Origin of the sequence: Peribacillus muralis (genome assembly GCF_001439925.1) — a bacterium.
GTDB classification, from domain to species: Bacteria; Bacillota; Bacilli; order Bacillales; family DSM-1321; genus Peribacillus; species Peribacillus muralis.
In genome coordinates this window covers 46,463-66,251 of record NZ_LMBV01000007.1, presented here as the reverse complement: position 1 = coordinate 66,251, position 19,789 = coordinate 46,463, and the positions used below count along the sequence as shown (strand labels likewise).

The window sequence follows — 19,789 nt, the reverse complement described above, 5'->3', positions numbered from 1 at the left end:
AAGTTCATATATTCGTATTTTTGTTAACACGCCGTTCCAATTCACCGGTTTTCCACTCATCCATGCATAATCCGTCAACACTCTTCCAACACATTCCTCGCAATGATCAATCGCTGAATTTCATTCGTTCCTTCATATATTTTCGTTATGCGGGCATCACGATAAAAGCGTTCCACTGGATATTCCGCCATATATCCCATCCCGCCATGAATCTGAACCGCTTTATCCGCCACCCGGTTGAAGACGTCAGAAGCAAATAGTTTTGCCATCGATGCTTCCTTGATCACCTTTTTCCCTTCATCGATTTTTTGTGCAGCCATCATCGTCAAGGCTCTTGCCGCTTCCGTTTCTGTCGCCATATCAGCAAGCATCCATTGAATCGCCTGGTTGTCGGCAATCGGTTTGTTGAATTGAATGCGTTCTTTCGCATACTTGGCCGATAATTCAATCAATTTCCCGCATGAGCCCACAGCCCTTGCCGCCAGCCCGACACGCCCTTCTCCTAATATGGTCAATGCAGAGATATATCCCATTCCAACCTCACCGATAACATTTTCTTCTGGTATGATACAATCCTCAAAAATGACTTGAGAGGTATACGAACCTCTAAGCCCCATTTTTTTGTCCTTTTTACCGACAGTCAATCCAGGAAAATCCCTTTCTACTAAAAAAGCAGAAATCCCCCCTTTTGCTCCTTTGTCTTTATCGGTTAAAGCGAATACTGTAAAAACATCGGCAATCGGCCCATTTGTGATGAAATGCTTCGTGCCGTTCATCACCCAGTAATCGCCCTTTTTTTCTGCACTTGTAGCCAAATTGGTGGCATCAGAACCTGCTCCTGGCTCAGATAATGCAAAGGCAGCTATCTTTGTGCCTGCTGCCATATCAGGCAAGTATTTCGCTTTCAGATGTTCGGATGCAAGCTTGACAAGCCCCGTACTGCCTATGCCCGTATGAGCGCTGATCAAAGAAACAAAGCCGTTATGCGTCCTGCCTAGCTGCTCTAAAACGATAGCCTTGCCCACTGCATTCAAGCCAATGCCCCCGTATTGTTCGGGAATGCTGATCCCGAATAAGCCAAGGTCTTTTGCTATATCCACCAAATGCTGCGGAATCGCATCTTCTTCTTCGATTTGTATCGCATAAGGTTCCACTTCCCTTTCAACGAAATGACCAATCATTTCCTTCATCTGCTGCATTTCCTTTGTTAACGTGATTGTCATGATTATTTCCTCCTTTGATCTTTTCCTGGCATTACGTTTTGTACCCTTGCTTTTCAAAATCACGCTTCATGCTCAATGATGGTTGCAATCCCCTGACCGCCTCCAATGCACGCCGTAATAAGTGCGAACCTTCCGGAAATGCGCTGTAATTCGTAGACCGCCTTTGTCATGAGGATGGCTCCTGTCGCACCAAGCGGGTGTCCGTGGGCGATGGCTCCACCGTTCACATTGATTTTGTCTGCATCCATATCAAGCTCTCTATTGCAGGCAATCACTTGTGCCGCAAAAGCTTCATTAATTTCAATGATGTCCATGTCAGCCAAGGAGAGCTTCGATTTTTCCAATACCTTCTTAATCGCAGGAACAGGTCCGATGCCCATATAATTTGGATCCACTCCTGCAACAGCTTGTGCTTTAATCGTCGCTAGAGGCTTGATTCCCCATTCTTCCGCTTTTTCCCTCGACATGATAACCAGGGCAGATGCAGCATCATTCAATCCGGAACTATTACCTGCCGTCACGGAACCACCTTCCAAAAACGCTGGTGATAAGCTGGCTAGCCCTGCTTTCGTTATTTGCGGGCGAGGATGTTCATCCACTTTAAATTCTCTTGTTTCACCCTTCCTGCCAGTTATGCTTATCGAAAGGATTTGTTCATCAAAACGGCCCTCTTCCATGGCTCTGGCCATCTTTTTTTGACTATGGAGGGCAAATTCATCTTGTTCTTCTCTGCTGATCTCATATTTTCCCACTAAGTTTTCAGCAGTGATGCCCATTGGCGGATCGCCAATTTGTTTCGGGGACAGCTGTGACTTCCTGAACTGCGGAGGCTTTGCGCTATATGCTTTTTCCGGTCGATCCAACAAGTAAGGCGCCCTGCTCATGCTTTCCACACCACCGGCAATAAAGATGTCCCCTTCGCCGGCAGAAATCGCCTGTGCTGCCAAATTGACGGCGTTGATTCCGGAACCGCACTGACGGTCAACCGTCAAACCAGGAAGTTGTATTGAAAGACCTGTTTCCAATGCCGTCAATCTGGCTATGTTGCCGCCACCGCTCAAAACGTTCCCCATGATGACGTCATCTATCATTTCCGGATTGACCTTTGCCCGTTTTATCGCTTCCTTCATCACTTCCGCCCCAAATACGTGAGCAGGAACGGACGCAAGTGCACCGCCCTGTTTGCCAATGGCTGTACGTACTGCTGAAACAATGACCGCATCTCTCTTCATTTTTCATCCACTCCCTTTTTTTATTTCACCCTTGGACGTATGAAACTTTCCACACCTTCGCAATACTTAAGAGGACTTAAGGTCAATGTCCCCTGTTTGTTCATTTGCTTGATTCCCGGTTGATTTGACGGGTTTTACGAATAAGGCAAATAAGATGCCAAAAACCAAGACAAGCGTCGCCATGAACAAAATAGATAGATTATAGCCCAATAGCTGGTTTCCTCCAGCCAAACTTATGATATAGCCGGTTACAAGAGGGGCAACGATGCCTGCTATGTTGCCTGACGAAGTCAGGATGCTCGTCATTAATCCACCGCGCTCTTGCATTTCATTGATCATGATCGTTGGTCCGATCGGCAAAATGGCATAGGTCAGTCCTTTAGCTAAACACATGGCACCGATCACCCAGATCGGATTTTGAAATATCATGATGGATGAAAAAAACAAGGCCCCCAGGATCATGGATCCCGCAACGACGTATACCCTTGACGATCGCCAGTTTTGATTCTTCTTGAATAAATGATCGGAAATCATCGAAACCCCCATATAAATACATACGGAAACGACGCCAATTATCGCCACGCTTGTTCCCATTTGGCCTGGAGTCATTTTTATGGCTTCCACTAAATAAATCGGGAGCCAAACCGAAAACCAAACGACCAATATATAAGTGGAAAAATAGGCGAGGGTAGTAAATAAAGCCGTAGGTGAAGCCAATAGCACCAAGAAGTCCTTCATATTGATTTTTTCCAGCTTCGCTTTCTTTTTCTTTTGCACCTGTTCATGGACTTCGACTGGGTTTTCCTTTGTTAAAAATTGAAAAAGGAAGAACCAAACAAGGCTTGCTGCCCCAAGTGCGGCAAAGGCCACCTTCCACCCGAATATCGTAATTAAGGAGACGAGGATCGGCGCCACGATCATCGCACCGACCGTTCCCCCGCCAACGACAACCGAATTGGCAAACCCCTTTAGCTTCGGGGGAAACCACTTATCGGCATGGCTGTATGCAATTGGACTGTAAGGCCCTTCGAAAGCTCCCAGTAAAATCCTGTAAAGAATGAGAAATGACAGCGCAGTGATGGCCAATACGCCAAATTGCAGGACAGTCCATATCAACATGATGGATCCAAGCACTTTTTTGGCCCCAAGTCGATCAGCCCATGCTGCCCCAAAAATTCCCGTTACGGGGTAAAGCCAATAATAACTACTTCCGACAAGCCCCCACTCCGCATAGGAAAGATCGAATTCCTTCATGATGGGAACAGCTGCCAGCCCTACGATCGATTTATCCGCAAAATTAATGACAGCACCAAAGAATAATAGAATGAGAACAACCCAACGCATGACAATCCCTCCTCTTTGTATCTATCTTCAAAAACCCGCATTTCCCTCACAAATGGGTTGGGGTGGCGTGTGTCTAACGCCGCTTAGCCCCTCAATCATTTTTCCCCTTCCCTTTCAAGCTCTTCTTTTACTAATAATCTTTTCAATAGCTTACCGACCGTGTTTCGAGGCAGTTCATTTCTTACCTCAAACACTTTCGGCACCTTGTATGGTGTGAGCTGCGAATAGCAATATCCTTCTATTTCTTCAAGGTCTATGGAAGCGTTTTCTTTAGGGACAATGAATGCTTTCACGACTTCGCCTTTTTCTTTATGAGGGATGCCCACCACAGCAGCTTCCTTTATCGCTGGATGTTCATACAAAACCCCTTCCACCTCTTGCGGGTAAATGTTGAATCCGCCCACGATGATCATTTCCTTTTTCCTGCCGACTATGTAGAAATATCCTTCATCATCCATCACGGCAAGGTCACCCGTGTACAACCAGCCATTTTGTAAAGCTTTTTTTGTTTCCATCTCGTTATTCCAGTATCCCTTCATGATTTGCGGACCTCTAATAAGCAATTCACCGACGCTTGTGTTGGGAACTTCATTATTATCATCGTCAATGATCATGCAATCCGTACCTGGAAATGGGATGCCGACGCTGCCAACTTTCCTTTTTCCCAAAGGAGGATTACGGTGGGTCGAGGGCGATGCTTCCGATAAACCGAACCCCTCTCCTATATGAGCACCAGTCAGCACCTCGAACCGCTTAATCACCTCGATAGGAAGGGGGGCTGAGCCGCAGGAGCAGCTTTTTAAACAATCCAGTCCATATTCTTCGATTTCGGGATGGTTGACGAACGCATTATACATCTTTGGAACTCCTGGAAAAAAGGTCGGGCGATATTTTTTGATGTTGGCAAGAACATGCTGGAGATCGAATTTTGGAAATAATAGAATGGCTGCCCCCAAATAGATTCCCAGATTCATCGCACTTGTCATCGCATAAACATGGTAGAGTGGTGTAGCGGCCAAAACGATCTCTTTTCCTGGAATCATGGAATCTCCATACATTTCATAGCTCTGGATGACGTTGGAGGTCAAATTATGGTGGGTCAGCATGGCTCCCTTCATCTTCCCGGTGGTGCCCCCTGTATATTGAATGACCGCAATATCTTCAAATGGATTGATGCTTTCCGCCGCCTGAATGGCCTCCCCGGATTCAATCATGGCTTGAAGCGAGCATGTCCCATTTTGATCAGCTCCCGTCTTCATGCAGACGGCAAACTCATATATCGCTTTCGTTTCCTCGACCGTATTGGCCGCGGTTTCATCGTATACAATATATTTAGCACCCGAGTCCAGCAGGATTTGCAATAGTTCCCTTGGTGTATACAGGGGATTCGTCTGCACGACGATCAGGCCAAGCGCCTGGGCGGCATAATAACCGATGATGAAATAAGGATGGTTGGCCATCATCAGGCCAATTCTTTCTCCTTTTTTAAAACCCAGTTCCTTCCATTTTCCTGCAAGCTTGTCGACCTGCATTTTAAGGCTCAAGTAATCCAGCGTCTGGTCTTCATAAATGATCGCAGTATGATGAGGAAACTTTCTTGCTGTCCTATCAAGCAAGGAATAGATGGATATCTCCGGTAGCTTCATAGTTTTCATCCTTCCCACATACCATTGCTCCCACGGTCGACTTATCGTATTTCGCACCCTTCATCCCTCCTATATACGAATTTCCCATCGTGCATGTTTAATATGTATTTATCATGCAACTTGCATGCCAAGCCAAATATGTGGATTTGTAGCTTGTAATGAGTAAAATTAATTCACTATTGAATTTAATTCCTTTTTAAACCTTCACTGCAAGGGATTCATCTATAGTCCAATAATTCATTATTGAATTAATATAGTTGATGAATTTTCATAGATAAAAAGTGAATGTATATCAAGTAACTAACCAATTTGGATATTTATGTTAAAATAAACACAATGGGGGGATTAATTTGATTTATGATAGCCTAAATAAAACGATTTCTACTAAAAGATTATTGTTAAGACTGTTTCAAACATCAGATGCAACAGAGGTTACTAAGCTTTGTAATAATTATAATATTTACAAAAATACTTTACATCTGCCTTATCCCTATTCCATAGAGGACGCTTTATCCTGGATAGAAAATCATCTTCATAATTTTAATGATAATAGCTCCTATGAATTTGCTATTACAGATAAAGTTACAGGAAAATTACTTGGAGCAATAGCATTATCTTACAATCAAAACTTTAACAATGGTGAAATCGGTTATTGGTTTGGAGAAGAATTTTGGGGAAAGGGTTATGCTACCGAGGCTGGATTAGCGATACTCGAATTTGCCTTTACAGATAAGCAATATCATAAAGTATATGCTCGTCACTTTAGCTCAAATCCGGCTTCAGGAAGAGTTTTAGAGAAAATAGGAATGAGAAAAGAAGGTGTTTTAAGAGAACATATCATGAAAGAAAAACAATATGAAGACCTTGTTTATTATGGAATTTTTAAACATAGGAATTAATATTGATCTGAGATCCAAAGCTATTAAAGAATACCTACTGTAGCCTTGCATTAAATGACTAAAGCAAGACCTAACTCATTTTGTATAGATAGGACCTACCCGCCTTACGAAATATAAAGCTCAGCGCATTATAAAGTGAGGTGCATGGCAGATGCTTTCCCTACCGATTCGCTTTGAACAATTTCAAGAAGCTGGACAGTTTAGGCTCGGTTCTTTTGTGTAATCATTTTCACTTTTCCATTCACCAATCTTCATCCTTCGGACATATAATACATACAAAGGAAAACCGGGGGTATCAAAAATGCAAGACAATCAACATGGATCACAAATGAATGAGGTTGAAAAGTTTGATGAATGGGTGAAGAAATTTTTTCTGGATCCGGAAACTTGTGCGTTGGATCATCAGCTTTTTTCAATTGATATATACGAAAGTGACGATGAGTACATGGTGGAAGCGGTTTTGGAAAATCATGAGGTCGAGGATATTAAGGTGTGCCTAAGTGATAATGAGCTATCGATCATCGTTGACGAAGCTCATAAGCCTTTAATTGATAATAAAGCGGATACAATTCCCACACAGAGAAATATCCCCTTCCCCTTTTCGATTTGCACACGCAGGATCACCGCTGAATTCTCGAATCCCATTTTGGTGATTCGCATCCATAAGTTTTCCCCCGGAAAAAAAGCAGAGGATATAAATATTGAGTAGTTCGTTCATCATAACAAAAAAAGAATGGCCTAGAGAGCATTTTCGCTCCCGGGCCATTCTTTTCATCTTGGATTACCCAGCAAAGTAAAAGGTCGTCCGGCTGCCCTTTTGCGTCGCAATGACTTGGAGCTGGGCATCGATCCTTTCCTTCAATTCCGGAACGTGCGAAATGATTCCGACTAACCTTCCCGTGCTTTGTATTTCCATTAACGCTTCAATTGCCTGCTCAAGAGATTCAGGATCGAGCGTACCGAACCCTTCATCGATGAACATCGTTTCAAGCGAGATTCCGCCTGCATTCTGCTGGACAACATCCGCAAGACCCAAAGCGAGCGCAAGCGACGCCTTAAAGCTCTCTCCTCCCGATAGGGTTTTGACATGCCTCTCCTGGCCCGTATATTGGTCGTATACAGATAACTCCAGCCCGCTCTGAATGTTCCTGCGTGTTGGATCCAGCTTTCTGAGCAACTGGTAACGGCCGCTAGTCATTTTCAGCAATCTTGAATTGGCTTCTTTTAGAATGTCATCTAAAAAGGCTGCCAAAACATACCGTTCAAACGTGATTCGGAAGGAGTTTTGACCTTTGGAAATTTCTGATAAATGCCCGACGATACTGTACCTTTCATCAAGACTTTTCTGATCTTCCCTGATTTGCGCCAGTTTGCTCTCGATTTCTTCGTTCGTTTGTTTTTCCGTAAGCATTTGATTTAGACTATGGCGCATTGACTCCACTTCTTCATTTATGAATTCAAAGGTCTTCTGCAATCCTTCTAGATCCGGTTTGATCACATCCTTTAATTTCATCTCCAGATCATGGAATAAACTTAACACACTTTGCCAATTTTGATTATACTGCTGGACTTGCTCTTCCAAGTTTCCGAGAGCCGCTTCCGATTTTTTCGCTGCCGTATATTCTTTATAATTGGAAAAACCTTGATGAGTCATATCCTCAATGAACTTTTCCCGTTCCGCCTTCAATTCTTCGTTTAACTCCTTGATATTTCCGCTTCTGGACTCTTTCTTTGCCAGGATGACCGATTCTTTTTCCTTTACCATTTGAAGGTTTTTTTGTGCTTCCTCCAAGGCCGTCTGTAATCGCTTCTGTGTTTTCACGGCGATTTGATACGCCACATCATATTCGGCCTCGGTCCGGATCCCTTCTGGCAGGGAGTCGGTTAAGCCTGCTAATTTCGTTGAGTTTTCAATGTACCTCGTTTTTCCATGGTCTTCGTTTCTTTCCAAAGCGGCCAAATTCTCTTTTAGCTTGGCTGCCTTCTCTTTTAATGCCAGTACCACTGTTTCCATTTCAGAGATTCCGGATTTTTTTTGCAGCAATTCGGCTAATTCCGCATGTAGTGTTTCGCCTTTTGCGACCAATTCCTTTAAGTGATGATCGATGTCTTCAGGCTTGAATGAGGGCATCTCAGCTTGTATGTCCCGTAATTTTTCCTGAGAAGAGGCAACTAGTGCATCAAATTTGGATTGGGCTTTGTAATATTCGCTTTCCGCTTGGCTTTTTTGTCGTTCTGCCATTACCAGCTTGTTTTCTTGCTCCTTCAATTCCATATCCGTCGGCATATCCTCATGCATTTGTGCCGGTTTTGGGTGGTTTTCCGAGCCGCACACCGGACAATCTTCCCCGGAGTGCAACATCGAAGCAAGCATGCCCGCCTGACCTGATCTCCACCTATGATTGAGTGCTTCCAGTTTCTCCTTTTCCAACCCTTGAATTTCTTGAATTTCTTGGAACCGTTTATTCTTATCATCCATAACCCGCTTAGTATGTTGAATCTCGGAAAATACTTCTTGGAGCTTTTTCATTTTCGTTAACGATTGTTTCACTTTTTCTGCTTCCAATTCTTTCTCACGATGCAGGACTGCCGCTTTTTCCGCTTCGCTTTTTTCGAGTGCCATCTTCTCGGCATCTTCTTCAACTTGCTGATGCTGAGCGACATTTTTTTCACGAAGCTCTTTACTGTTCCGCCATTCTTTTTCATCCAAAGTAACTTGGGCTGTTAAGCTGGCAAAAGTCATGACCGCCCCTTTTACCTGCTCAAGCTGATGCACATTACGTATGGCCTGCTCCCTTTCATTTCCCTTCAACATTTCCTGTTCGTAGGTATCCTGCTTCTCCTTGCGCTCCGCTTGCAGCTTTTCCGCTTGCTCGCCCAGCTTTTGCAGCTCCTCATTCGCATCATGCACCTGCTTGCCAATTCGCAAATAATATTGTTCCTGCTTTTCAAGCGAAGCCGCTTTGTGTGCCATTTTAATCCGTTGCTTCACTAATTCCATTTCCGGCTGCCTTGCTTCAAGGTGCTCCTTCTCTTTTCGCAATTTCTCTTTATCAGAAAACTTATCCAGCAAATCTGCCGCTTTTGAAAGCTCTTGATTTACTAAATCACGAGCCTGCTGCTTTTCCTGAATTTGTTCTTTTAACTGTTTACCTCTTTCTCTGGCAGCCGATATGACATCCTGTAATAGCGGAAGGACTTCCTGTTCGTTAGGCTCTTCAGCTTGCAGTTGTGTTTGCAGTTCTTCATGATTGCCAGCTTTAATCGCCTTCATCAATTCGATTCGTCGCTGCGCACTTTTTTCACTTTCCCGCTTAAGTACGGATGCTTCTTCTTTTAATTTTTCTTCTATCCGTTTATAAAGTTCTGTATGAAATAACTTCTGAAGAATTTGTTCCTTATCTTTGCTATCGGAAGTTAACAGTTTGCGGAATTCATTTTGCGGAATCATCAGGATTTGCCGGAATTGATTGGCATCAAGCCCAATGAGTGATTTGATTCTCTCTTCCACCTCACGGACATTTGCGCCGAGCAATTTATTTCCACCAGCCACTATTTCATATAACTCAGCTTTTGCCCCGACTGTTGTCGTTCCCTCTCCAGCCTTTTTCTTCCGTTCCTGCTGTGGTGACCGGATCACCAAATAGGTTTTTCCACGCAAAGTGAATTGCAGCGAGACCTCCGTCAACCTATCATCTTCGGCAAATTGACTCCGCAGATCCTGCCCGCTTCGGTCTTCACCGCTTGCCTTTCCATATATCGCAAAACTAATTCCATCAAATATAGTCGTTTTACCTGCACCTGTCTTACCAGAAATGACAAACATCGTCCGCTCCCCAAGGGAATTGAAATCAATAATTTCCCTTCCTGCATAAGGCCCGAATGCCTGCATCGTTAAAATATCCGGTCTCATTTCAAGGCCTCCTCTTTCTTAACGGCTTCAATTACCGAAACCATCAAATCCTGTTTTTGGGAATCGAAATTTCGATCCGTCATTTCTTGATAAAACGATTCAAACAGATCCAATTCCGATTTCTGTTCATCCTTAATGGCGGAAAAGGCTTTTTTTCTTCTCAGATCGGTCAAATCCCATTTTCGCTCAAGGTGAAGTACATTCGGATATATTTGGCGTAAGCGATTAATCGGATCGATGAGCGAGCCCTCATCATTCAGGGTTATTTTCAAGTAGTCATCCTGTTTTTGCAATTGATAAAAGGCGGGATCAAGCAGTTCCTCCATCGTCCCTGCTATTTCCCTCATATCCAGCTTTGGTGCCAAAGATCGATAGCTTAGTTCAAAACTCCCATCCTCTTTCATCTCGACGATGGAGAGCGATTTTTTTTGTTTAGCCTCAGAGAACGAGTATTTCATAAGTGATCCAGAGTAAAACACTTTAGGGTGGCGAATCGCATCTGGACTATGCAGATGCCCTAGCGCCGTATAATCGAACGCATCGAATAGATCCGAGGTAACACAGCCGGAACCGCCAACTGACAAAACACGCTCCGAATCACTCGTTTTGCCGCCTAAAACAAAGGCATGTCCCACAAAGACATTCGGTTCATCCTTATTGAAATTCTCCGCAATCTTACCTGTTATCCGCTTCATGGCGTCTTGATGGGTATGGATGCTATCATCTTCAAAAAGGTGGCGAACCGTCCCTGGTTCCGCATATGGGACGCAATAAAAATTCACACCCTTGATGCGAACCGGCTCACATGTTTTCGTCAATTTTCCCTGAATATATAACTGACTATGACGATACCAGGATGAACCGAAGGAAAGCCGTTGTGCCGAATCATGGTTTCCAGATATAGCAACGATCGGTATGTTCATTTTCACATTAATTGTATAAAGGATTTCATCAAGAAGATCCACGGCCTCAATGGGGGGAACCGAACGATCATATAAGTCCCCTGCAATCACGACCGCATCCGGTTTTTCTTCCTCGACTATATTTATGAATTGCTGCAGTGCATACCTTTGATCCTCTGTCATATGTACACCGTGAACAATTTTCCCTAAATGCCAATCAGCCGTATGAATAAATTTCATAGTTTCACTCCGTCCTCATTTTTACTTACTATTATTATAGCAAAAATTCATAGAATAGCATGGTTTGGGTACAAATGTTCTAATTTTTACCATACTTTCAAATCTGCTGTACAAATGAAAGAAGAGTTTCGGAATGAGAAAACCCGAAACCCTTGTTGATTGTTTAGTTAAGTAAAAATATGTAAAGAAAGAAGCTTATGCTTATTTCATCAAATGTTCCTGGAACTTAGGAAATCGCAGATACATTAAGACTTAGAAATATTTATCAATGTTTTCACATTAAAATGAACTTGGAAATGTATCTCCAAGCTCATTTATTTTACTGTCCACTTTTTCTAATACATCCGTTAGGTAAGAAAATATCGTTCTTCATGGTAGCTCATGACTGCGGAGAGACGCACGTATAAATTAATGCGGATAAGTATTAGAGGCATACCCTAGAAAAAATCATAGAATGCTCCGAACAATAATCTCTATGATAAAAATCTAAACTGCTTTTTTTTACGAAATTCAGGATTTATCTACCAAAACTGCTTTTTTATCTGCGAATTTTGTGATTTATCTACCTAAACTGCTTTTTTTCTACGAAATTTGTGATTTATCTGCCAAAACTGCTTCTTTATCTACGATATTTGGGATTTATCTAGCAAAACTGCTTTTTTATCTACGATATTTGAGATTTATCTACGAAAACTGCTTCTTTATCTACGAAATTCGAGATTTATCTACCAAAACTGCTTTTTTATCTACGAATTTTGTGATTTATCTATCAAAACTGCTTTTTTATCTACGATATTTGAGATTTATCTACGAAATTCGAGATTTATCTACCAAAACTGCTTTTTTATCTACGAAATTACCTCAAACTCAATACAATTACTCGAATAACATTTCATATAAAAATAATCATTATGTTTTGTATTTCTTCAATAACATTAGTTGTTAAGTATGGAACTTTAAGTTTCATTATTTATTTGACTAAAAATTTTTCTTTTATATTATTTGTTGGTCGGTCCCAATTGATAGTCCCATATCTGTAAAATTAGCCATAAAAACACCCGGTACATGTGAGTCTGGTGTCTAACATATACCGGGCAGTTCGAGTTTGCCTGCAGTCGGCCCTTTTCCTCATTAACATTAACTGAATAAATGTTCATATGGACTCATATTCACTTCTCGTTCAGCCAACTTTTTTTGCAAGAATTTATGGTCACGCTTTGGTGTCGCGATGATATAGCCTCGTATCACAAGATCCTCCGTAATATCCCCCGCTTTTTCCTTTATGGCCAACTCACCGATTTTCCCGGCAATTTTATGCCGAGCAACATCCCGGAAAAGTTCTGGTACAGGGCTCACTAAATCTTCAAGTAACTCCTTTTGCTGCTTTGTCCATAAGTGTTTGGTTTGATCTAAGTAGTATTCTTCCCAATCCATATCCGACTTCCCGTCTTCTTTAGGAAATCTTTTCAGGAATTTTCGAAACATGAAAAAGCCGCCAATGCTCATCAATGAAATTAAAAGGATTACCCAAAATAGAATAAACCATAAAAACCAGCCACTAAGCAAAGTATCACCTCATATGTATAGAATCGTCACTATTATTATAGACAGTAACCCATATCTTTACAAGACTGGCAAAGTAATCATTCTAACTCGTTCACCTCTAGTAAAACAAGTGAGAAATCCCCCACGGCATTTTCTTCATATAAATTTGTAACGGACGTTGCGTAATTATGGATCTCTGCTCGAAATTCTTCGTTTAGCTGTGGAATCTTCACATCAAAAATCATTTGATAAAGCAGTGTTGTAATATCATGGTACTCCTTATTCGTAACCTCGAAATTAAAACGGATTTTTCTGATTTTTACCCCTTCAGAGCCTTCTACATTTTCAGCTAGAAAATCAGCAACATGCAGTCGAACATCATTTAAAACGACTTCATCCACCATTTTATCAACATCTCCTTAAATTTGGTTAAAATTATGTTATCACTAGAAGTGGCATGAGCCAACGATTCCGTCTTGAAAATGAAAAAAAAACGTGGATAGGAACCTTTCGCATGCTTTTAAAAATCAATTTGCATTTACGCTTTGCCAAACGGGAAAAAACCTAAGTCTTTTTAAGCTCGACTCAGGTCTCAATAACTTTTATTAGTTGAATTCAAGCTTACAGCCATTTAGCTGAAACTAGCTGCCTTAACCTTTTTGTATTGATAAAGCATTGCAATTCTCCATGGAACGATCATCGCTAAAGCAAGTAAGAAAAACATACCGCTCAAAACACCAATTTCAATCGTGCTTCCAAGCATCAGTTTTGCCACCAGTCGAATCACCATAAGGCCGATCAAGATGAATATGAACGCTTTGGAGCGCAGAATATAAATTTTTTCATCTCTCACTTCAAATTTTGAAGTTTTAATTAGCAAAATGGAAAATATCATCCCTGCTACAAGAGCTTCCAAAAATTCGTATCGAGTCACCCTAAACATCGGGAATATAAACATCAAAGCGCCGGTACTCATGAATAGCGGCGGCAAGATGATTTTTTTTTCATTCACTGGTTTTTTCGTTTCCTTCATCCGAAACATGAAAACACCTATAGCCATCACGATTGCTATACCTGTTGTTATATATATCATCTCTTAACCATCCCTTTTAACTAAAAATAGGTAAGTACAATAAAAAATTATATATGACTTCAATTCATAAACAAAGTATATATTACCTATTTAAGATAAACAAGGAGAGTGCGTTTAATTAAGCACCCTACTGAGGGCATCCACTACCCTGCTCTCGTCAAAAGGCTTGACGATAAAATCCTTTGCACCAGCTTCTATGGCTTCGACAACCATTTTTTGCTGCCCCATCGCAGAGCACATTATAACCTTTGCAGCCCGAAATTCCTTCTTGATTTCTTTAACTGCCTCCAGCCCGCTCATGAGTGGCATCGTAATATCCATGGTCACCAAATCAGGTTGAAGGTGTCGATACAAGTCGATCGCTTCTTTGCCATTCTCTCCTTCACCAATCACTTCATGTCCCGCTTTTAATAAAATATTTGAAAGCGTCATTCTCATAAACTTAGCATCATCAACAATTAATATTCGGGCCATGTTCGTTCCTCCTCATTTCCAACAACAATAATCCTGGGTTAGAAAATGTATGATTTATGTAGTATGTATAGGATATAAAACTTTAGACCTAAAATCAAGAATTTTCAACCCGGTTCCAAGTATGCAAATCGCTTATTCAGGGTAATATGACCTAATAATACTTAGTTGATTTGAATATTTTTGAAAAATTAGATTTTTATAGACTAAAATCTAATGAAGCAACCGAATAGTTTAGACAGGACTGCAATTATTGAGGTCATCCAATTAAAATACAAGAACATACCCATTACAATCATCTGGTATCCTCCAACCTTCTTTCCGAGAAATAAGGATAATATGAAAATGGGCCGGCAAACCCTAATTTATAACCAGCCATATACTTCATGGCAGCATTGGTATTCGTGGCAGCTAAAGATATGACAGCCCCTAAAGATGGGCCTGCACACGGTGTCCACCTAAAAAACATCTATGAAGCGGCGAAGATTTGATAACCATAGCTGATTAGATGCTATTTAATTATCGGTGTCAGCACATATTTGAATTCACTGGTCCAAGCCGATATAATTGTTATATTCATACAGATTTTACAACTAAAACTCATTAAAGGGTACCTTAATATAATGCTGGGGCCAGAAAGGAAATATAATGGCTAAAAAGAATGAATATCTCGAACAGATTGAATCAAAGCGGAAAGAGCTTATAAAAGTTGTCGCTGAAGATGGTTTGAACTCACATGTTGCCGTCGAGTATAGCCAGCAACTTGATCAATTACTGAATAAATATAATGAACTTTTTTATAAAACCGGTCCAGAATTTTAAATATGTATTCTTTCCATTTCATCTCCATTAGCATTTACTCCTGGCACTATGCTTTTTTTGACATTCGAACCTCTTTTTTATTTCCTTGCCTTTATGGATTTACCCTATTAAAAACAGGCAGCACTTTCGGCGCTGCCTGTTTTCTTGTTTTCGTTTAAGAGGCGCGGATTTGGTTACGTTACAATATCAACATCTGAGGTTGGTGCGTAGTTTGTCACGACTAGTACGACAGGAGACCCTGCCAATACGGATGAATCATCCGGAATTGTCAGCACAAGCCTTCCTACACCAGTAGCACCTGGAGTGTATGTGGATATATCCTCCATTTGCAGCACACCATTAATAAACACTTCATATGAGCTATTTTCCGCATTTAATACAGGCAGCACCGTGGCAGGACCACCAGTGTCCGTCATAAAGCTTGCAGCATCGATCGTCAGAGTGGTTGGACCATCCGATGTAGCAGGCACCTCATAAAATAAACGGGTGATCAATGGATTTACAGTAATCAGCGAAGTAGCCGCAATCGCCAATTTCATTATCTTTAACGGCAATATATTCACCTCTCTTCCCTATAAGCTATGACATCAAAGACGGAAGTGTATAGACAGCTTCCAAAAATGGTCATCACGATAATCCGCATTTTATATAAAATATAATAGGAGATAAAAAAAGGGGGAAATTTAAGAAAATGGACAATAAATATTGCCGTTTCATCAAAGAGGATGATGAAAAAATCCCTAAACCTTTGTTGTTTTTCCCTACATGCTCTTTCACGGAAGTTCGCACGAAAATTCCGAAAAGAATCGTGGCTTTTGAGTTTTATGCTGTCGCAAAAGGCTGTCAACGAGTTTTTGATGAACAAGATGGAATAACGGACATTGGAAAACAGGTCATACCAGATCCTTCAAAAGTATCGTATATGAATTTATTCATAAATGGCGTTTTGCAGCCTCATGAAAATTATACCGTTGAACCAGGAAAGCTTACATTGAACACGATTGATACCCCCATCCAAGGAACACCCATCATATTGCAAATGTTCATTGTTTAAAAGGGTAACCCACTAAAAAATTAAATGGCGCTTCACATACTGCCTTATATACATGTTTCAGGAGGGACTTTTTTGAAGACCCAAACGATGACTGCGTCCATTTTGTTCCTTATTTTCTTCTTTGACTAACCATATCGATGCGATAACATCCAGCAGGAGATATATGCGAAAACGCGAAACGTAATGGCAAACGATGGACCACATCCTTCCTATACACCCAAAATTCTCGATATATTAGCTAAATATAATTCCAAAGCCGCGTTTTTTGTTTTAGGCAATAAAGTGAAAAGCAATCCTTGCATCATCAAAAGAGAAATAAAAGTAGGGTATGAAATTGCAAACCAGACGTATCATCATTGTTACGGCAGATGACAGCTGAGTTATTATCTTCTGAATTGGATAAAACCGATAAAGTGTTTTGGGATATTGCTAAATACAAGCCGACATTATATCGGCCTGTAGGTGGACTTCATAACGATATAATCATTAATTCAGCAGTACAAACAGGATTTAAAGTTGTCTTATGGTGGCTTCATATCCAAGACTCGAAACGGCCGGCACCGGATAAAATATGCGCTCTCCTCAATCGGTAACGGTCTTTGAACCAACCTTGAATTATCTATATAAAATCGGCTATATGTGCGTCACGGTATCTGATTTATTATTTCAATCCTAAATTCATTTGACAAATCACTTACAATGTATTATCTTTAATTAAAGATAATTTAATTCGAGATAATAACCGCTTATTTTTTTACACTAATATCTCGATATAAAGATATCTTAATATAATATAAATTTCAGGAGGAATTATATATGATTGGTTTAGGTTTACTAGTTATACGAGTAGTTATCGGTTTATCGTTCGTTGGTCATGGCGCTCAAAAACTGTTTGGGTGGTTTGGAGGTCATGGTTTAAAAGGTACTGGCGGCTGGTTTGATTCAATCGGTATGAAGCCGGGTGTTATGATGGCCCTATTTGCTGGTTTATCAGAGCTTATTGGCGGTGCCTTATTCGCTTTAGGTCTGCTTACACCTCTGGCTGGGATATTGATTGCCCTTACCATGCTTGCTGCGATTGTTAAGGTTCACGGAGCAAATGGCTACTGGGCGACCCAGAACGGGTATGAATACAACCTTGCCATCCTTGCAGTGGCGATCGGTGTAGCGTTAACTGGAGCTGGCCCTTACTCACTTGATTCTATTCTTTTTTAAGGTATATTTGATTATGGAAGACACGGAGCTGGATTCATCCACTCCGTATTTTTTTGTTTTCCACCCTCCCTCTTGAATGGTTTTCAGACTTAAATGATTTGGGAAAAGCATTTAATATCATGACTTAAAATCAAGCATCATTGATCTCGGATTCACGACCTCACCTATATAAAAACATTCGCTGTACCAAATATGAAATAAATCGTTTCAATAATAAAATCGCCCGGTTAAAAATGGATTGGTTTTTCCTTCAGCTTTTTTGCTCCTCAACTGTACATATTAAACGGGTACGACCCTTAAGATGGAAAATCACCTTAAACAAATGGCTGAAGTCGATCGAAATCTCAAAATTGAGTGGCCGGATAAGTACTTGGACTTGTATCAATTATGGAATATCCCGTCTAAAAACAAAAACCCAAAAAAAGAAAAATTATACTATAGTAGTGTGAGCATAAGTAAAAATTCAAAAACATATGAGTTAACTCTGTCTAAATGCCCTATTGTTCGAAAGGAGGGCGGGGTATGGCGCAAACCATTTTTATTTTCGTTATCATTGTAGTGATTTCAGTTCTTGTATTTTTCACCCTAAGCTTTGATGCATCAATGGATAGTGAATATCTCTTGTCTCTTTTACTTATCATTTCTTTGCAAGTATCTTTGATATTAGCTCTTCTATTAAAAAGAAAATAACAATAGAGGAGCAACGATTAATGGTTGCTCTTCTAGTGCTCCTAAGGACATGTACAGACTCTGACTTAAAAGCAAACAGTCCACATTCAGCATGATAACATCTGCACTCATTAAGGTTATAATCCCTAAAATAGAATTATGCGAAGCATCTGAACAAAGACAAAGATGAAGGTACTAATGCTGGTAAAGGTCATCTATACACGATTATTTATGAGTCAAATCCAACATTAAAAAAACCCCTGACATCGGGCACTGTTTCATGTGTGTCCGATGTCAGGGGTTTCACTCAATAATGCGTGAGTTCTTTTCCTTAAAAATATTTCACGTTCAATTTCACCTATGATTCATTGTACAATCCAGAGAAGCGTCTACTTCCTATTCAATCCCCGGAAACCATCCTGGAGAATGGATGATGGCTTGCCATAATGGATCAGGAATATCTAATTGCTGTTGATGATTTTTGTTTATTTTTGTGATGATTTCCGATTCTCTTCCTTGTTCCACTTTTTGTACCCATTCAGGATCGATGATCAGTTCGCGGCCTATTGCGAGTAGCGGAACGCCAGATTGCAGTGCAGAGATTGCATCATCAGCAGTATAAATTGAGCCAACGCCGATGACAGGAACTTGGTCTCCGACACGTTCTTTTATGATTTCGATCCGTGCTCGGTCAGCATCTGCTCCCCTTCTTGCTTTTGACCAGAATTCCATTAATGAAACATGAAGATAATCCAGATCCTTACTCGCAAGTCCATCAATTAATGCCAGTGTGTCATCCATCGTGATTCCCGGTGTTTCAGGCTCTTCAGGGGAAAAGCGATAGCCTACGACGAACGGAGCTTTGGCATGTTTTGCAACTGCTTTTTGCACTTCATCCACCACCGCTAACGGAAAACTCAGGCGCTTTTCAAGTGATCCGCCCCACTTGTCTTCGCGACGGTTCGAGTGTGGTGAAAAGAACTGCTGAATCAGGTAACCATTGGCACCGTGAATTTCGACACCATCATATCCAGCTTCTATGGCACGTCGAGTCGTTTCACCAAAATCGAGAATGATCGATTCGATTTCCTTCTCTGTCAGTGGACGAGGAATCGCTTTCCCTTCGCCAACTGATGGGATATCACCTGCGCTTACAACATCGCCATTAGGCACTAATTCAGGTGGTACCTCGCGGCCGCCATGAAAAATCTGGAGGATTGCTTTTGCGCCTTTCGCTTTTATCGCCGAAGCTAAACGACTTAGGCTAGGAATCATTTCGTCCGTATCACCGCCAAACTCCCCATGAAATCCTTTACCATTTGCCGTTACATTCGTGCAGGCCGTTATCACCATGCCTACCCCGCTTGAACGGCGCTCATAATAGTTTACTTCTTCATCAGTTACAGTCCCGTCAGGATTTGAAGAGAAATTGGTCATCGGCGCCATCACCAGACGATTTTTCAGTTTCATCCCTTTCCCTAAGTTGAATGATTCGAATAACGGTGTATATTTAGAATTCAT

The 19,789-nt window shown here is 41.2% G+C and carries 20 protein-coding genes; 8 read left to right on the top strand and 12 right to left on the bottom strand.

From position 1 onward, the window contains the following. Nucleotides 1-74: 74 nt before the first annotated feature. From ASU00_RS11250 to ASU00_RS11235, 4 genes are all read right to left on the bottom strand, one after another. Nucleotides 75-1,223 carry an acyl-CoA dehydrogenase family protein gene (locus ASU00_RS11250; protein WP_057913568.1) on the bottom strand — a complete coding sequence of 383 codons (1,149 nt, stop codon included), beginning with the start codon at nt 1,221-1,223 and terminating at the stop codon, nt 75-77. 59 nt (nt 1,224-1,282) lie between these two features. Continuing rightward, a complete protein-coding gene (locus ASU00_RS11245) occupies nt 1,283-2,455 on the bottom strand; it encodes a thiolase family protein (RefSeq protein WP_057913567.1) in 1,173 nt (390 codons plus the stop codon). A gap of 66 nt (nt 2,456-2,521) precedes the next feature. Next, entirely contained in the window at nt 2,522-3,799 is a 1,278-nt protein-coding gene (locus ASU00_RS11240) for an MFS transporter (protein WP_057913566.1), read from the bottom strand. 95 nt (nt 3,800-3,894) lie between these two features. Beyond that, complete coding sequence (locus tag ASU00_RS11235; protein WP_057913565.1) at nt 3,895-5,502, bottom strand: long-chain-fatty-acid--CoA ligase; 1,608 nt, start codon at nt 5,500-5,502, stop codon at nt 3,895-3,897. Between the two features lie 293 nt (nt 5,503-5,795). Between ASU00_RS11235 and ASU00_RS11230 the strand changes: the two genes are divergently transcribed. Both ASU00_RS11230 and ASU00_RS11225 read left to right on the top strand, forming a co-directional pair. Next, a complete protein-coding gene (locus ASU00_RS11230) occupies nt 5,796-6,344 on the top strand; it encodes a GNAT family N-acetyltransferase (RefSeq protein ID WP_057913564.1) in 549 nt (182 codons plus the stop codon). 301 nt (nt 6,345-6,645) lie between these two features. Further along, the gene (locus tag ASU00_RS11225) at nt 6,646-7,053 is read left to right on the top strand and encodes an Hsp20/alpha crystallin family protein (RefSeq protein WP_057913563.1); all 408 of its coding nucleotides are present in this window, start codon (nt 6,646-6,648) and stop codon (nt 7,051-7,053) included. A gap of 72 nt (nt 7,054-7,125) precedes the next feature. Here ASU00_RS11225 and ASU00_RS11220 read toward each other — a convergent pair whose 3' ends face one another. From ASU00_RS11220 to ASU00_RS11195, 6 genes are all read right to left on the bottom strand, one after another. Then, nucleotides 7,126-10,257, bottom strand: coding sequence for an AAA family ATPase (locus ASU00_RS11220; protein ID WP_057913562.1), 3,132 nt, complete (start codon nt 10,255-10,257; stop codon nt 7,126-7,128). Further along, a complete protein-coding gene (locus ASU00_RS11215; protein WP_057913561.1) occupies nt 10,254-11,399 on the bottom strand; it encodes an exonuclease SbcCD subunit D in 1,146 nt (381 codons plus the stop codon). Before ASU00_RS11215 ends, ASU00_RS11220 begins: the two co-directional genes overlap by 4 nt. Nucleotides 11,400-12,536: 1,137 nt before the next feature. Continuing rightward, nucleotides 12,537-12,965 carry a DUF2621 domain-containing protein gene (locus tag ASU00_RS11210; protein ID WP_057913560.1) on the bottom strand — a complete coding sequence of 143 codons (429 nt, stop codon included), beginning with the start codon at nt 12,963-12,965 and terminating at the stop codon, nt 12,537-12,539. Nucleotides 12,966-13,042: 77 nt separating this feature from the next. Further along, nucleotides 13,043-13,348 carry a DUF3219 family protein gene (locus ASU00_RS11205; RefSeq protein ID WP_057913559.1) on the bottom strand — a complete coding sequence of 102 codons (306 nt, stop codon included), beginning with the start codon at nt 13,346-13,348 and terminating at the stop codon, nt 13,043-13,045. 227 nt (nt 13,349-13,575) lie between these two features. After that, a complete protein-coding gene (locus ASU00_RS11200) occupies nt 13,576-14,037 on the bottom strand; it encodes a CcdC family protein (protein WP_057913558.1) in 462 nt (153 codons plus the stop codon). 114 nt (nt 14,038-14,151) lie between these two features. Then, the gene (locus ASU00_RS11195; RefSeq protein ID WP_057913557.1) at nt 14,152-14,511 is read right to left on the bottom strand and encodes a response regulator; all 360 of its coding nucleotides are present in this window, start codon (nt 14,509-14,511) and stop codon (nt 14,152-14,154) included. Between the two features lie 645 nt (nt 14,512-15,156). On the opposite strand from ASU00_RS11195, the gene ASU00_RS24465 reads away from it, so the two are divergent. Continuing rightward, complete coding sequence (locus ASU00_RS24465) at nt 15,157-15,330, top strand: aspartyl-phosphate phosphatase Spo0E family protein (RefSeq protein WP_082630245.1); 174 nt, start codon at nt 15,157-15,159, stop codon at nt 15,328-15,330. 173 nt (nt 15,331-15,503) lie between these two features. On the opposite strand, the gene ASU00_RS11190 is transcribed toward ASU00_RS24465, so the two are convergent. Further along, nucleotides 15,504-15,884: a DUF4183 domain-containing protein gene (locus ASU00_RS11190; protein ID WP_057913556.1), complete on the bottom strand. Its 381-nt coding sequence runs from the start codon at nt 15,882-15,884 to the stop codon at nt 15,504-15,506. A 137-nt stretch (nt 15,885-16,021) separates the two neighbouring features. Between ASU00_RS11190 and ASU00_RS11185 the strand changes: the two genes are divergently transcribed. The 5 genes from ASU00_RS11185 to ASU00_RS25400 all read left to right on the top strand — a co-directional run bounded on the left by ASU00_RS11185 (nt 16,022) and on the right by ASU00_RS25400 (nt 18,289). Next, a complete protein-coding gene (locus tag ASU00_RS11185; protein ID WP_082630244.1) occupies nt 16,022-16,384 on the top strand; it encodes a DUF4183 domain-containing protein in 363 nt (120 codons plus the stop codon). A 183-nt stretch (nt 16,385-16,567) separates the two neighbouring features. Next, nucleotides 16,568-16,756, top strand: coding sequence for a polysaccharide deacetylase family protein (locus tag ASU00_RS26155; protein WP_057913555.1), 189 nt, complete (start codon nt 16,568-16,570; stop codon nt 16,754-16,756). Then, nucleotides 16,741-16,977 (top strand): polysaccharide deacetylase family protein, encoded by a 237-nt coding sequence (locus ASU00_RS26150; RefSeq protein WP_236712703.1) that lies wholly within the window; start codon nt 16,741-16,743, stop codon nt 16,975-16,977. Before ASU00_RS26155 ends, ASU00_RS26150 begins: the two co-directional genes overlap by 16 nt. Before the next feature lie 223 nt (nt 16,978-17,200). Then, nucleotides 17,201-17,599 (top strand): DoxX family protein, encoded by a 399-nt coding sequence (locus tag ASU00_RS11175; RefSeq protein WP_057913554.1) that lies wholly within the window; start codon nt 17,201-17,203, stop codon nt 17,597-17,599. Nucleotides 17,600-18,121: 522 nt separating this feature from the next. Continuing rightward, nucleotides 18,122-18,289: a hypothetical protein gene (locus tag ASU00_RS25400; RefSeq protein WP_161809724.1), complete on the top strand. Its 168-nt coding sequence runs from the start codon at nt 18,122-18,124 to the stop codon at nt 18,287-18,289. 375 nt (nt 18,290-18,664) lie between these two features. On the opposite strand, the gene ASU00_RS11170 is transcribed toward ASU00_RS25400, so the two are convergent. Continuing rightward, nucleotides 18,665-19,789, bottom strand: a complete 1,125-nt coding sequence (locus ASU00_RS11170; protein WP_057913553.1) for an NADH-dependent flavin oxidoreductase — start codon at nt 19,787-19,789, stop codon at nt 18,665-18,667.